The organism is Arthrobacter sp. TmtSoilC79, from assembly GCF_059739405.1.
Window position 1 is genome coordinate 2,837,817 of sequence record NZ_AP046051.1, and the last position, 14,656, is coordinate 2,852,472.

Annotated in this window: 13 protein-coding genes; all 13 read right to left on the reverse strand. The window is 63.2% G+C overall.

Annotated elements, in window-relative coordinates; all coding sequences use genetic code 11:
• Window positions 1-76: 76 nt before the first annotated feature.
• Entirely contained in the window at window positions 77-364 is a 288-nt protein-coding gene (locus AC6JA3_RS13045) for a YggT family protein (RefSeq protein ID WP_347783508.1), read from the reverse strand.
• A gap of 107 nt (window positions 365-471) precedes the next feature.
• Entirely contained in the window at window positions 472-1,008 is a 537-nt protein-coding gene (locus AC6JA3_RS13050) for a cell division protein SepF (RefSeq protein ID WP_026542515.1), read from the reverse strand.
• An 85-nt stretch (window positions 1,009-1,093) separates the two neighbouring features.
• Entirely contained in the window at window positions 1,094-1,852 is a 759-nt protein-coding gene (locus AC6JA3_RS13055; RefSeq protein ID WP_347783509.1) for a YggS family pyridoxal phosphate-dependent enzyme, read from the reverse strand.
• On the reverse strand, window positions 1,845-2,570 hold the full coding sequence (locus tag AC6JA3_RS13060) for a purine nucleoside phosphorylase YfiH/LACC1 family protein (RefSeq protein WP_347783510.1): 726 nt from the start codon (window positions 2,568-2,570) through the stop codon (window positions 1,845-1,847). The genes AC6JA3_RS13055 and AC6JA3_RS13060 overlap by 8 nt, the downstream gene beginning before the upstream one ends.
• Window positions 2,571-2,594: 24 nt before the next feature.
• On the reverse strand, window positions 2,595-3,815 hold the full coding sequence (gene ftsZ / locus AC6JA3_RS13065) for a cell division protein FtsZ (protein ID WP_026542512.1): 1,221 nt from the start codon (window positions 3,813-3,815) through the stop codon (window positions 2,595-2,597).
• A gap of 216 nt (window positions 3,816-4,031) precedes the next feature.
• Window positions 4,032-4,973 carry a cell division protein FtsQ/DivIB gene (locus AC6JA3_RS13070; RefSeq protein WP_347783511.1) on the reverse strand — a complete coding sequence of 314 codons (942 nt, stop codon included), beginning with the start codon at window positions 4,971-4,973 and terminating at the stop codon, window positions 4,032-4,034.
• A complete protein-coding gene (gene murC, locus AC6JA3_RS13075) occupies window positions 4,966-6,348 on the reverse strand; it encodes a UDP-N-acetylmuramate--L-alanine ligase (protein WP_347783512.1) in 1,383 nt (460 codons plus the stop codon). The genes AC6JA3_RS13070 and murC overlap by 8 nt, the downstream gene beginning before the upstream one ends.
• A complete protein-coding gene (murG, locus tag AC6JA3_RS13080; RefSeq protein ID WP_347783513.1) occupies window positions 6,345-7,463 on the reverse strand; it encodes an undecaprenyldiphospho-muramoylpentapeptide beta-N-acetylglucosaminyltransferase in 1,119 nt (372 codons plus the stop codon). Before murG ends, murC begins: the two co-directional genes overlap by 4 nt.
• Before the next feature lie 6 nt (window positions 7,464-7,469).
• Window positions 7,470-8,771 (reverse strand): putative lipid II flippase FtsW, encoded by a 1,302-nt coding sequence (gene ftsW, locus AC6JA3_RS13085; RefSeq protein ID WP_026542508.1) that lies wholly within the window; start codon window positions 8,769-8,771, stop codon window positions 7,470-7,472.
• Window positions 8,772-8,773: 2 nt separating this feature from the next.
• Window positions 8,774-10,363 (reverse strand): UDP-N-acetylmuramoyl-L-alanine--D-glutamate ligase, encoded by a 1,590-nt coding sequence (murD, locus tag AC6JA3_RS13090; RefSeq protein WP_347783514.1) that lies wholly within the window; start codon window positions 10,361-10,363, stop codon window positions 8,774-8,776.
• Window positions 10,345-11,454 carry a phospho-N-acetylmuramoyl-pentapeptide-transferase gene (gene mraY / locus AC6JA3_RS13095; RefSeq protein ID WP_026542506.1) on the reverse strand — a complete coding sequence of 370 codons (1,110 nt, stop codon included), beginning with the start codon at window positions 11,452-11,454 and terminating at the stop codon, window positions 10,345-10,347. Before mraY ends, murD begins: the two co-directional genes overlap by 19 nt.
• On the reverse strand, window positions 11,451-12,941 hold the full coding sequence (locus tag AC6JA3_RS13100) for a UDP-N-acetylmuramoyl-tripeptide--D-alanyl-D-alanine ligase (RefSeq protein ID WP_347783515.1): 1,491 nt from the start codon (window positions 12,939-12,941) through the stop codon (window positions 11,451-11,453). Before AC6JA3_RS13100 ends, mraY begins: the two co-directional genes overlap by 4 nt.
• Window positions 12,942-12,947: 6 nt before the next feature.
• Window positions 12,948-14,585 carry a UDP-N-acetylmuramoyl-L-alanyl-D-glutamate--2,6-diaminopimelate ligase gene (locus AC6JA3_RS13105; protein WP_347783516.1) on the reverse strand — a complete coding sequence of 546 codons (1,638 nt, stop codon included), beginning with the start codon at window positions 14,583-14,585 and terminating at the stop codon, window positions 12,948-12,950.
• Between the last annotated feature and the right edge of the window lie 71 nt (window positions 14,586-14,656).

The window sequence follows — 14,656 nt, forward strand, 5'->3', positions numbered from 1 at the left end:
TCCAATTCAACACCATCGTGTTGAATTGGCGAATTTGCGGCCTGTGAACCATCGGTGGTCCAGGTTCCGCGCGCAGCTAGGCGAGGCTGAAGGTCACTGCCATGGCGATACTCACGGCAATTATCAGGATCAGGAAGCCCAAATCCAAGGAGATTCCACCCAGCTGCAATGGCGGTATCAGTCGACGAAGCCTTCCCAAGGGAGGATCCGTGACCAAGTAGACCACGTGTGCTGTAACCAATGCCACACCCCTGGGCCGCCACTGGCGGGCAAACATCTGGACCCATTCGAAGACGAGGCGGATGATCAGGGCGATGAAGAACAGAAACAACACAATATGGATAAGGCCGAAAACAATGCCCACGAGTTAGCTCAGATCTCCCACTTGTTCCGGAATGTCAATCGGTCCCTACTATTGCAACACAGATGCCAGGCAGGTTGACCCGCCTGGCATCCGCAAAAGAATCGTCGTCAGCTCTGGTTGAAGAAGCTGGCCTGCGTCTCGCTGGCCTTCTTGTCGTCCCCGATGACCTCGACATACGACGGCGAAAGCAGGAAGACCTTGTTGGTCACCCTCTCGATGCTGCCGTGCAAGCCAAATACCAGGCCGGCGGAGAAATCCACGAGGCGCTTTGCATCGGCCTCGCCCATGTCCGTGACGTTCATGATGACTGGAATGCCATCCCTGAAGCTCTCACCGATGACCTTGGCGTCGTTATATGAACGGGGATGAACTGTGGTGATCTGCCTCAGGCCGGAGGCATCTTCGCGGCTGGAGGCCGCACGCTTAATGGGTGTCACGGGTGCGCGGTATTCCTCTTCGGCATCTACAGTGGGCATTTCACGGACAACTTCCCGGACGGGAGCGGGCGCCCGGCGCTCTTCCCGTTCCTGTGCCTGGGGGCGTTCTTCGTCGTGGTGCGAGGCGACGGCCTGCTCAGATTCGTAGTGTTCATCGCCGTCGGCGAGCCCAAGATAGATCATTGTCTTGCGCAGAGCGCCAGCCATGGTGCACTCCTATCGTTTCTGCAGTAGGCGGGCCGCCATGACGTGACATATTGGAACCCCGGCCCGTCATTCCAATACTTTGACGCTACCCCACGGCCGGACGGGAACCGAGAATATCGGAGCCAATTCTCAGGTGTGTCGCCCCGAACTTCACCGCCGCTTCAAGGTCCTGGCTCATCCCTGCCGATATCGACGTTGCGGCCGGATGGACAGCCCGGAGCGCTTGGGAAATACCGGCAAGTTTCTCGAAGGCCGCCTCAGGATCTGCCCCCAACGGAGCAACTGCCATGAGACCGGACAGATGAAGACCGGAAGCCGATGCGATCCTGTCGGCAAGAGCCGCGACTTCTGAAGGGTTTGCACCGCCGCGGTGGGCATCGGCGTCGTCGTCCAAACCGACCTGGATGTAGCACTCGAGGTCGCCCCGGCCGCTGGACTCCTGCTCCCGCCCCATGGCCTTGGCCAGCGCGTCAACGAGCTGGAGCCTGTCAACCGATTGGACTGACGCGGCGTACCTGACAACCGACTTTGCCTTGTTGCTTTGAAGTTGCCCAATGAAGTGCCAACGGACATCGACGTCGGGAAGACCGGCACTCTTTGCGGCCGCTTCCTGGTCCCGGTTCTCACCGACATCGGTGATGCCCAGGCCGGACAGTCGGCGCACATCCTCTGCGGGATGGAATTTGGTCACCACGATCAATTGCGGCGGGTCGGTACGTCCGGCGGCAGCAACGGCCGCGTCAATCCTGCGCCGCACTACCCCAAGCCGGCCGGAAAGTTCGGCCGTCCGGGCATCCCCCACATCGGGTTCGCTCGCTTCCTCGGCCCCACCAAGGCTAATCATGCGTCCACACCAAACCTGCAAATCGACCCGTCCGGGAGTCCCGGCGGTAGGAAAAAAGTGAATTGTTCTCCAGCGTGCACTCCCCTGAGTACTCCACGCTGACCTCCAAGGATGCCAGTTGGGCCCTCACACCGGCCGGAAGGTCCAGGGCCGGCGTACCCCATGAAGTCGAGGACCATGCAGCAGGAACCAAGGCGGCGACGTCGGCACGCAACTTTTCGGGTACCTCGTAGCACGAGCCACAGATGGACGGCCCCAGCCAGGCGCTGATATCCACCGCGCCACGCTTGCGCATTTCCTGGACGGTCCCGGTCACGACGTCCGAGGCCACACCTGGACGCCCGGCATGGGCCACGGCGATCACGGGATCAGCACCGGGACCGTCCGCCACAAAAACCACGGGAACGCAGTCAGCAACCATGACCGCCAAGGGCTGCGGCGCAGGGTGCACTCCGGCGCCGGAAGTGGTAACTGCTGAAACCATGGCATCAGCGGTGGGCCCAGGCCCATGTACCTTGATGAATTCGACCCTGTTGCCATGGACCTGATCCATGTACTGGAACTTACGGCTGCCGAGCCCGGCAGCCTGCTCCAGGTCAACGCGGCGCGCCAGAACCTCGTCAGGATTGTCCCCCACATGGAGGGCCAGGTTCCCGGCGCCTGTATCCGTGAAGGCTACAGAAACGCCGGGCCGGACTTCATTCCGCCACCAAAACACCAAAACCGGCTCTCGGGACCCGGCTTACTTGAGGAAGTCGGGGACGTCGAGGTCGTCGGAACGGCTACCCGAAAGATCGGGCTCCACTACCGCGGGGAGGTCGACGTCGAAGCCCGAGTCGGCCGGGAGTGCAGAGGGGCGCTGCTGCCCCCAGTTGCTCAGGCCGGCCGCACCGATCCCCGCTGTTGCGTGCTGCGGTGCAGCGGCGCTGGAGGGTGCGCTGCTTGGGGCAGCGGGGCGTTCCGAAGGGACAGGGTTCTGGGCAGGACGCGACTGGTCCATGGAGGGCGAGGTCGCCTTGACGTCATCAAAACCGGCAGCAATGACGGTCACGCGTGCTTCGTCACCCAAGGCGTCGTCAATGACGGCGCCGAAGATGATGTTGGCTTCGGGGTGAGCCACTTCCTGGACCAGGCGGGCGGCCTCGTTGATTTCGAAGAGGCCCAGGTCCGATCCGCCCTGGATGGAGAGGAGGACGCCGTGGGCACCGTCAATGGAAGCTTCCAGGAGCGGGGAGGCGATTGCCAGTTCGGCGGCCTTGACCGCACGGTCTTCGCCACGGGCGGAGCCAATGCCCATCAGGGCCGAACCGGCACCCTGCATGACGGACTTGACGTCGGCAAAGTCGAGGTTGATCAGGCCCGGGGTGGTGATGAGGTCCGTGATGCCCTGGACACCGGAAAGGAGCACCTGGTCCGCGGAACGGAAGGCATCAAGGACGGAGACGTTGCGATCGCTGATGGACAGGAGGCGGTCGTTGGGGATGACGATCAGGGTGTCGACTTCATCCCGCAGGGCGTCGATGCCGGCCTCGGCCGAGCCTGCACGACGACGGCCCTCGAAGGTGAACGGGCGGGTCACCACACCGATGGTCAGGGCGCCAAGCGAACGGGCGATGCGGGCCACCACAGGAGCGCCACCAGTTCCGGTGCCGCCTCCTTCGCCTGCGGTCACGAAGACCATGTCGGCACCGCGGAGAACTTCTTCGATCTCGTCGGCGTGGTCCTCGGCGGCCTGCTTGCCTACCTCGGGGTTTGCGCCGGCGCCGAGGCCACGCGTGAGCTCACGTCCGACGTCGAGCTTGACGTCTGCGTCACTCATGAGCAGCGCCTGCGCGTCCGTGTTGATGGCGATGAACTCGACGCCCCGAAGGCCCACCTCGATCATGCGGTTGACTGCGTTCACGCCACCGCCGCCGATGCCGACGACCTTGATGACGGCCAAGTAATTCTGCGGTGCTGCCACGTTTCGTGCCCCTTGCTTGTGTCCTATAGCGAAACTGATCGAGTCCAACTTGAATTCTTGGACCTTAACCCTCTAGTTGAAGGTTATAGTTATGTCAAGTAACTCTACTGCGACGGTATTTCCTATGGTTCGCACATGCAATCTCCGCTTGCGCGTGTCGTGTGATTGTCGCGAAATAAGGCCACCGACGGCCGCAGGTTACGTTCTCAAAGCTGCTTATTTGGTGAATGGATGCCGCGGAACGCTGACGTCGTAAACACTCACTGGAACCTTTGGGTCCGCAGGCATCTTGAGCAGCGCTTCAAGTGCCTTCGCCTTCAGTTCCTTGTCCTCGGCATTGCCCCACACTACCGTCTTTCCATCCACCAACTTCAGCTCCACGGCGTCCGCGGAGGCTGCCGAGGCAGTTGACATTTTGGCACGGACATCGGTGGGCAAGGTATCCAGCACCGCTGCGATGGCCTTGAACAACTCAGTATTGGAGGATCCTGCCCCCGCGTCGATCAACGGCAACGCCACTGCCGACTGGTCCTTGGTGGCCCCGAGCTGCACGCCGTCCACGTCCACCATCACGTAAGAGTCGCCCTGCTTCAGCAAGGCAACCGGAACGCGTTCGTTGACATGCACCAGCAACTCCGAGGGTGGCCTGGCCTCCATCGTGGCGGAGCGGACCTGCACCAGTGGCTTCAACAGTTCCTTGATCTCTTCTTCACTGACCTGCGGCAGCGGCTTGCCGTCCAGGCCCGACAGGGCTTTTTCGACGTCCTGCGGAGTCAATAACGTGGTGCCGTCAACCGTAATGGTCCGGACCGCCAACGCCGGCGAAAAGATGGCTCCGGCAATCACGGCAGCCACCACGGCGGCCACTATGGAAAGTGTCCACAGCACGAGTCGACGCCGGCGCCGCCCCTTCGGCTCCGGAAAGACGATGACGTTGTCCGGGCTCCCGGCTGAAGCCGCGGCTTTGCCTGTTGCCACTGACTGCTTGGCCGTGGCGGTAGTCCGCTCCGGTTCCAGGGACCGCTGGGCGCTGATGACGGCCTCCGGTTCAGCCTTGTCGCCTGCCCGCGGGGAACCCACCCGCGCCGAACCCGGACGCGCTGCACCGGGCCGGGAGTCCGGCCCTGGCCTGTACGTCGGCTTTCGGGTGCTAGCCACCCAGGGCCTCCACGATCACTGGCCCGTAAGCTGTGACGTCACCTGCTCCTACGGTCAGGACCACGTCACCGTCGCGGGCGGCGCCTGTCAGAACTTCCACTGCCTCGCCGGCCGAGACCAACCGCCCTGTGGCCAGCTGATCAGCGATCAGCGCACTGGTGACACCCGGAATGGGGTCCTCGCGGGCAGGATAGATGTCCAGGATCAAGGCTGTATCCGCTGCGTCCAACGCGGAGGCAAACTCCTTGGCGAATTCACGCGTCCGCGAGAACAAGTGGGGCTGGAACAGGACGTGGACTTTACTGCCGCCTGCTACCGATCGGGCCGCGGACAACGCAGCCCGGACCTCCGTGGGGTGGTGGGCGTAGTCGTCATAGACCCGTACTCCCCTGCCTTGGCCCTTGAGTTCAAACCGCCGCGAAGCACCGGTGAAATGACCCAGCGCTGCTGCGGCAGCTTCCGGTTCCACGCCAAGTTCGACGGCGACCGCGAACGCGGCCGCTGCGTTCAGGGCGTTGTGGCGTCCGGGAACCTGGAGTTCAACCTTGTGGGGGTCAGCGTGGACGCCTGACCCAACCGCGATGGAAACCTCACCCGGGCCGCCGTCGAAAAGCCGTATATCGGCGTCGTCGGAAGTCCCGTACGTCAGGACGCGCGTGGTTCCCTTGGCCCGGGTCCGTTCGGCCAGCGCGCGGGCCCCGGCGTCGTCGGCGCAGGCAAGGAGAAGGCCTTCCGCGGGAAGGAGGGCAGCAAAGCTGTCAAAAGAGGCGAAGACGGCTTCCGGCGTTCCGTAGTGGTCCAGATGGTCGGCTTCGACATTTGTCACGACGGCGATCAACGGCCGGTAGTTGAGGAAGGAACCATCCGACTCGTCCGCCTCGGCAACAAAAATATCCGACTCTCCATGGGCTGCGTTTACGCCCAACGCCGGGACGTTTGCCCCAATGGCAAAGGAAGGGTCAACCCCGGCTTCCTTGAGCAGCACCGCAATCATGGACGTAGTGGTGGACTTCCCATGGGTACCGGCCACTGTTACCACGCGGTGGCCTGCCATCGTGGCTGCCAGCGCTTCGGAACGGTGCAGCACGGGGAGCCCGGCGGCCCTGGCTGCGGCGAGCTCCGGATTGTCGGCGCGGATGGCTGAACCTGCCACGATCGTCTGGGCGTCGGCCAGGTTGTCTTGGTGGTATCCCACCGCGATGCGGGCCCCTGCCGAAGAGAGGTCGTGCATGACCGGCAGGTCCTTGGCATCACTGCCGCTGACGGGCACGCCGCGGGCCACCATGATCCGGGCGACCGCGGACATGCCCACACCGCCGATGCCAATGAAATGGACGCGGCCCAAGGACTCGAGGGGGGCGATGCTGGTGGTCATGCGGATACCGCTTCCAGGACAAGATCAGCCATGCGCTGATCGGCGTTTCTTATACCAAGTGCTTCGGATTTGGCGGCCATGTCTTCGAGACGCTTGCGGTCCGAGATCAACGGGATGAGCTCCCTTTCAAGCCACTCAGGGTTGAGGTCTTTGTCCTCCACCAGAAGTGCTCCGCCTGCATTGACCAACGGAGCAGCATTCAGTGCTTGTTCCCCGTTGCCGATGGGCAGCGGGACAAAGACAGCCGGAACTCCCACGGCAGCAACTTCGCTGACGGTTCCGGCCCCGGCGCGGGCCAGCAGGACATCCGCCGCAGCGTAGACATTTTCCATGCCGTCCACATATTCCACCTGGCGGTAGCCTTCGGCGGCCAGGAGCGTGCCGTGCTCATCGAGTACGGCTTTCCCGTTGCCGGTAATGTGCAGGGTTTGAATCCCTGCGGCCGCCAACGCCGGCAGGGCCGCAGCGATGGATCGGTTGATGCTCAAGGCACCTGAGGAACCACCGGTGACGATCAATGCCGGACGGTCCGGATCCAGGCCCAGGGCTTCCTTGGCACCGGGTGCGGCCTGTGCTCTGTGGAGGCCGGAGATGGCCCGGCGCATGGGCATGCCGACGTGCCGGGCTCCCCGCAGCCGGGTGCCGGCGAATGCCACCGCTACATGGTTGCTGAACCGCGCCCCCACCCGGTTGGCCAAGCCTGCCTTCATATTGGCTTCGTGGATCACCACGGGAATGCCCAGCTTGCGGGCGGCGAGGTACATGGGAGTGCAGACATAACCGCCCACACCGACCAGGACGTCAGCCTTGGCATCTTCCAGGATCCGCCGGGCTTGGGAGACTGCGGACCGCAATCGCCCGGGCAGTTTGATGAGGTCCACGGAGGGCCGCCGCGGAAACGGCACCCTGTCGATGGTGGCGAGTTCGTAGCCGGCTGCCGGTATGAGCCGCGTTTCCATGCCCGACGGCGTGCCTACAGCCAGGATGGCAGCCTCCGGACGCTTGTCCTTGATGGCATCGGCGATGGCCAGCAGCGGGCTGACGTGCCCTGCAGTACCGCCGCCGGCAAGGACGACGGACAAAGGCTTGGACGCGTTGCGGGAGTCAGGAGTCATGAAGTGCTAGGTACGCTTTCGTGCGGTTTTCGGAGAACGGCGGGGCAGGAAACGGGGACGCTGCTGAGGCGGTAACTGGCCCCTGGCCAAAGACAAGACTACGCCGATACCGCAGAGCGACATGATCAGTGCCGAACCTCCGTAGGAGATAAACGGAAGCGGCACACCCACCACGGGGAGAAGCTGCGTGACGACTGCCATGTTCATGCTTGCCTGGCCCAACAGCCACACCATGATGCCACCGGCAAGGGTGCGCTGGAACGGGTCGGTCTGCCGGACCACTACCCGGAAAATGGCGATGCCCAGGATGGCAAAAAGGATCAGGACCACCAGGGTCCCCACCAGGCCGAGTTCCTCTCCGATGATGGCGAAGATGAAGTCGTTGTGGGCCTCGGGGAGCCAGTTGTACTTCTGGCGGCTTTGCCCAAGGCCCAGGCCGGTCCAGCTCCCCTGTGCCAGCCCATACATGCCGTTGGTTGATTGGAAATCGAAATCGAATTGGTCAGTACAAGTCTGGGAGGCCGTTCCCAGCCAGGAGGTGATGCGGCAAATCCTGTTGGTACTGCTGATGGTCCCCAACACGGCACCTGCGGCTCCAATGATGCCGGCGATGGCCAGCATCCGCCCGGGCACACCCGCAAAGTAGAGTCCCGCAGCTGTGATGGCTGCGATGACGATGACAGTCCCGAGGTCGTTGCCCAGCATCACCAAAGCGATGACCATTCCGGCTCCCGGCACTACGGGAATGATGACGTGCCACCAGCGGTGGAGGAGTTTTTGCTTGCGCGCCAGAACCGCAGCGATCCAGATACAAAGAATCAGCTTGGCCATCTCGGAAGGCTGGAGGGTTATCCCGCCAATGTCGATCCAGTTCTTGTTGCCGTTGACGGTGTTGCCCATCACCTGGACCAGGACCAGAAGCACCAGAACCGCTCCGAGGGCCCACCAGGACAGCCTTTTCATCCAGTTCACGTTGGTCCGGGAGATGACGTACATCGCAATCAGGCCGACGACGCCGAACATGGCTTGCTTCAGGGCATCCGCGTAGGGGGATTTCCCTTCGGAGATGGCCTCGACACTTGAGGCGGACAGCACCATCATGATGCCAATGGCAGTGAGCGCCAGGGCACAGCCGAGGATGAGGTAGTACGTGGAACTGTTGGGCGCTTTGTCCTTGCCTTCAAGACTGTCCCAAAAGTTGCGCAGGTGTCCGCGGAGCCCTGAAGGCTTCTTGCCCGGCTTGGCCGGAGCCTTGGGTTTCCCGTCCCGGGGGTCTTTACCGCGGGTGCGGGTGGGCGTGCTGACCATTGTTACTCCTCGGTGGTCGGTGCCTGCCCTTCCACAAGCTCGCGAACTGCCTGGACGAAAGCATCGCCGCGGTGAGCGTAGGAAGAGAACTGATCCATGGATGCAGCCGCGGGCGCCATCAGGACGGTGTCCCCCGGCGCGGCAAGTTGGGCCGCCGACGCCACGGCCTGGGCCATGATTGCTTCGCCGTAGATAGGCGAAGCGGCGTTGCCGGCTGCGGTCTGCACCTCTTCAGTGTCGCCCTTCGGCTGGGCTATCACCGGGACATCGGGCGCGTGTCGCTGGAGGGAGCCTTCCAGCGCTTCGGTATCGGTACCTATCAACACCACAGCCTTGAGCCGGGGTGCATGTTCTTTGACGAGGTCGTCATAGTTGACCCCCTTGGACAGGCCCCCTGCTATCCAGACAACCTGCTGGAAGGAAGACAACGCGGCCGACGCGGCATGGGGATTGGTGGCCTTTGAGTCATTGATCCAAAGGACCTCATTCTGCTTGGCCACCAGCTGGATGCGGTGGGCGCCGGGCAGGTAGTTGATGAGGCCCTGCTTGACCGCTGCCGGCTCGACGCCATAGGCGCGCACCAGGGCTGCTGCAGCAAGTGCATTGGCGACCATATGCCGCGGGGCAACAGGTCCGAGGTCGGCCATGGAGGCCAGCTCGGCTGCGGAGTCCTTGCGCTCGGCGATGAAGGCGCGGTCTACCAGCAGCCCGTCCACTACCCCCAGCATGCTGATGGCCGGGGTGTTGGTGGTGAACCCGATGGCACGGCACCCTTCCACCACATCGGCGTTCTCCACCATGCGTTCAGTTTCGATCTGCTCAGCGTTGTAGACGGCCGCCTTTTGGGTGTTCTCATACACCTTGGCTTTGTCCGCCAGGTAGGAGGCATAGGATCCGTGCCAATCCACGTGGTCTTCGGCCACGTTGAGGCAAACACTGGCCACCGGGGACAAGGAGTGGCTCCAGTGGAGCTGGAAGCTGGAGAGTTCGACGGCGAAGGCGTCATAGTCCACAGGATCCCTGAGAGCGTCCAGGATGGGCGTTCCTACATTTCCTACCGCGATGGCCTTGAGCCCGGCCGCCTGCAGCATGGATTCGGTCATGCCCACGGTGGTGGTTTTGCCGTTGGTACCGGTGATGGTGAGCCAATCCGCGGTCTTGCGTCCCTCACGGACGCGGAGCCGCCACGCCAGCTCGACGTCTCCCCAGACGGCAATGTGCTTGCGCCTGGCGGCAGCCAGGAGAGCTTGGTCCGGGCGCCAGCCCGGCGAGGTGACCACAAGATCGGGCAATGCGTCCTCGATCAAGGGCAGGGCGCTGACCGCTTCTTCGCCCAGCAACACTTCCACGGCACCAACGATTTTCAAGGTGTCCGCCTGGGCTTTGGCTTTGGCGGTGGTGGCGGCATCTACGACCACTACTTTGGCGCCAAGCTCGATCAGGGTGTCCGCTGCCGAGAAGCCGGACACACCGATTCCCGTGACCACCACCCGCAGGCCGTTCCAGTCAGCGTCCCAGCTTGTGAGTCCTTTGAGCCTGTCCGTGACGGACGACGTCGTCTCCGGGCTTCCGTTCACAGCAGTACCACCCATTCAGCGTAGAAAATTCCGAGGCCGGCGGCTACGAAGAGGCCTGCAAGGATCCAGAAGCGGACCACCACTGTGACCTCTGCCCAGCCCTTCAGTTCAAAGTGGTGCTGGAGCGGTGCCATCTTGAACACACGCTTGCCGCCACTGAGCTTGAAGAAGCCCACTTGGATGATCACCGAAAGGGTGATCAGGACGAAGAGGCCGCCGATGAAAGCAAGCAGGAGTTCCGTGCGGGACAAGATGGCAAATGCTGCCACAGCGCCGCCGATCGCCAGCGAGCCGGTGTCGCCCATGAAGATCTTTGCCGGCGAAGTGTTCCACCAGAGGAAGCCCACCAAAGCGGCACTGAGGATCGCGGCCAACAGGGCCAGATCCATGGGATCCCGCACCTGGTAGCAACCGCTGCCGGCCTCCCGCGGGGATCCACAGGCCTGGTTGTTCTGCCAGATACCCATGATGGTGTAGGCACCAAAAACCATGATGGAGGCGCCCGCAGCAAGCCCGTCCAGGCCGTCAGTCAGGTTTACGCCGTTGGTGGCGGCGGTGATGATCAGGTTGGACCACACGATGAAAAGGATCGCACCGAGCACTGTTCCCCCGAAGGCCAGGTCCAGCCACGGGATGTCACGGACCAGGGAGATCTGGGTGGATGCCGGACGCAACCCGTCCTCGTTGGGGAATTGCAGGACCAGGACGGCGAAAATGATTCCCACCGCGGCTTGGAGGATCAGCTTGGCGCGGGCGTTGAGCCCCAGGCTTCGCTTGTTGGAAATCTTGATGTAGTCATCCAGGAAGCCAACGAAGCCCATGCCCACCATCAGGAAGAGCAGGAGAAGCCCGGACGCGGAAGGTCCTGGGGAGCGCGGGTTCATCATCCACATGATCAGGTGCGTTACGAAGTAGCTGATCAGGACGGCGGCAACGACCACGGTTCCGCCCATGGTGGGGGTTCCCCGCTTGGTGTGGTGCGATGTCGGCCCGTCGTCACGGATGAATTGCCCGTAGCTCTTGGCCACGAGGAACCTGATGAACAGGGGTGTCCCTATCAGGGCCACCAGAAGGGCGACGCCGGCGCCGATCAAAAGTGCAATCACAGCAGCTCGTTCCCTTCGCTTGCAGCCGTGCCGGCTGCGTTGTCTCCGGTGGGCTCGGCCCGTGGAGGTAATGCTATCCGATCACCCAAATGCCGCAGCCCCACACCATTGGAGGATTTGAACAGCACCAGGTCACCGGGTTCGAGCTCGTTCTGAAGAAGCTCATAGGCTTCATCCACCGTTTCGGTGAACGAACATTCATCTCCCCAGGATCCTTCCTGGATGGCTGAAATGTAGAGGGCCCGCGCTTCGCGTCCCACCACCACCAGCCGTGAGATGTTCAAGCGGACCACCTGCGTGCCCACGGCTGTGTGCTCGCGGATGGAGTCCTCCCCCAGCTCAAGCATGGCGCCCAGGACCGCCCAGGTCCTTCTGCCCTGTCCAAGGTCTGCCAGGGTCCGCAGCGCGGCCCGCATCGATTCAGGATTGGCGTTATAGGCGTCGTTGATGATGGTCACGCCGTCGGCGCGTTCCGTCCGCTCCATGCGCCAGCGGCTGGCCGCCGACTGTGAGCTCAGGGAGGCGGCAATGGCTGTTGCCGGGATACCTGCGGCGAAGGCGGCTGCCGCAGCGGCCAGCAGGTTGGTGACGTGATGAGCGCCGATCAGCCGGCTTCGCACCTGGACCGCCGGTCCGCCGTCGGGGAGTACAAGATCAAATTCAGGGAATCCCTGGCCGTTGACAACAACGTTGCGGGCTTCAACTTCCTCGGTGGTCGCCGGTGAAGATGTGAAACCCAGGACTTTGGCGTTGGTCCGGCTTCGCATGGCCGAAACCCGGGCGTCATCGAGGTTGATCACAGCTGTACCGTGCTCAGTGAGCGCTTCTACGAGTTCGCCCTTGGTCTTGGCGATGTTTTCGACGCCACCGAATTCACCAGCATGCGCAGTGCCGACTACCAGGACAACACCGATGTCCGGCTTTACCATGTCCGCGAGGTACTTGATGTGCCCCAGTCCAGTGGCACCCATTTCGATGACCAGGTAACGGGTTTGGGCGTCAGCAGCGAAAACCGTCAGCGGGACGCCCACCTCGCCGTTGTAGGAGCCCTGCGGGGCCACGGTCTTGCCGGCCGCGGAAAGCACTCCGGCCAGGAGATCCTTGGTGGTGGTCTTACCCGCCGAACCGGTGATCCCGATGACGGTGAAGTCCTCGCCGCGCTGGGCACGTTCGGCTCTGATGCGCCGGACGCTCTCAGCAGCCAACGCGCCCATGGCCAGGACGGCGTCATCAACCACGACGGCGGGAAACGGGCTTCCAGCGGCATCGGTGACTTCACGCTCGGCAAGTACCAGGACGGCGCCACGTTCGAAAGCAGCAGCGACGAAATCGTGGCCGTCGGCGTGTTCGCCGCGCTTGGCCACATACAGGGAACCGGGCGTCGCTTCCCGCGAATCAGTGACGACGGAGGTGGGCACGACGTCCGCTGCTCCGGTCAATCGGCCATGGGTGAGGTCGGCGATCTCCGCCGCAGTAAGTGCAATCATCTCGGTTTAGGACTCTATCCGCTGGTCCGTTGAAACGCTGAATCCCTTGGATGTCAAGGCGGCACGCAATTCCACCCTGTCGTCCAGGGCCAGGTTGACGCCTTTGACCTCTTGCCACACTTCGTGGCCGCGCCCGGCAACAAGGATGGTGTCGCTGGCTTCGGCCATCTCCACGGCCAGTCGGATCGCCGCGTCCCTGGGGTAGGACTCAACGATTTCGCTGGTCAGTCCCTCCGTATCCCGCGCGGCGTAGGCGCCCTGGAGCACTTCTGCCCGAATGGAGGCTGCATCTTCGTCGTGGGGATCGTCATCGCTGACTATCACAACGTCAGCCAGTCGGGCGGCTATGGCACCCATGGTGGGCCGTTTACCTTGATCCCGCTGGCCAGTGGCACCAAAGACCACGATGACCCGGGACCCCTCCTCCGGGGATCGTACGGCCTCCAGGGCGCGCGCCAAGGCATCGGGATTGTGGGCAAAATCAACAACGGCCGCCGGTTCAGTGGACACCAACTGCATGCGTCCGGGAACGGCGACGGTGAAAGGATCATGGGCGTCCAATGCCGCCTGAAGCGCCTGTCCATCCACTCCTGATGCCAGGACCATGATGGTGGCCAGTGCCGCGTTGGCCACATTGAAGGCTCCAGGCAGGCCGGTGTGGACGCGCAGCATCCGGCCGTCGACGTGCCGGAGTTCGAATTCGGAGCCTAGCCCGCGGGCAGTGATGCCTGCGACGTGCCAGTCGGAACCAGCGGCTGCTCCACCGGCGGAGAGAGTCGTGACCGGGATATCGGCCAATTCAACGAGTTTGCGTCCCCAGTCGTCATCGACGGTAACCACGGCGTGGCGGGCCCTCTTGGCGGTGAAAAGGTCAGCCTTGGTGCGGAAGTACTCTTCCATGCTCCCGTGCAGGTCCAGGTGGTCCTGGGTGAGGTTGGTAAAGCCTGCGACGTCGAACATGACCCCATCCACCCGGCGGTAGGAGATTGCGTGGGACGAGACCTCCATGGACGCCGCGTCCAGTCCGCGCTCCCGCATCAATGCCAGCAGGGCATGGACATCGGTGGACTCCGGAGTGGTCAGCAAGCTCGGGATGGGTTCGCCACCCGCCACAATCTCGATGGTGCCGATGAGCCCCGTCTTCCGGCCAAGGGCCCGCAGCAGCGAGTTGATGAAGTAGGTGGTGGTGGTCTTGCCGTTGGTCCCGGTGACACCGTAGAGCGCGGGCGATCCGCCCTCGGCCGGCTGGCTGCGGTAGATCAGCGCAGCGAGGGGACCCACCACCGTGCGCGGCTCATCAACAATGAGGACAGGCACCGGCTGTTCGCCTGCCAGCGCAAGCTGGCGTGCCCCGGCGTCGTCCGTCACCACGGCAGCGGCTCCGGCCTCTACTGCCTGGGGAACAAAGTCGGCACCATGGCGCGAAGCTCCCGGTAAAGCCATATAGAGATCGCCGGGTTCCACTGCCCTGGAGTTGAGCGTAATACCCGTTACTCCCCCGTGGTGCCCCTCTTCCGGGGCGGCCACGCCAAGGACCTCCGCGATGGTGGCCAAGGGCACCGCTGCAACAGACCCGGGCCGGAAGCCGGACCGGCCTGCGTCCGGCGTCGTGACGTTGTTGGCTGCCTCATTGTGCTCTGACACGTAGTTCTCCGTTGGTGCTCGTGGAACGACCGGCGTGGAGCCAGCGGCGCCCGGGCCGTTAGTGGTGGATC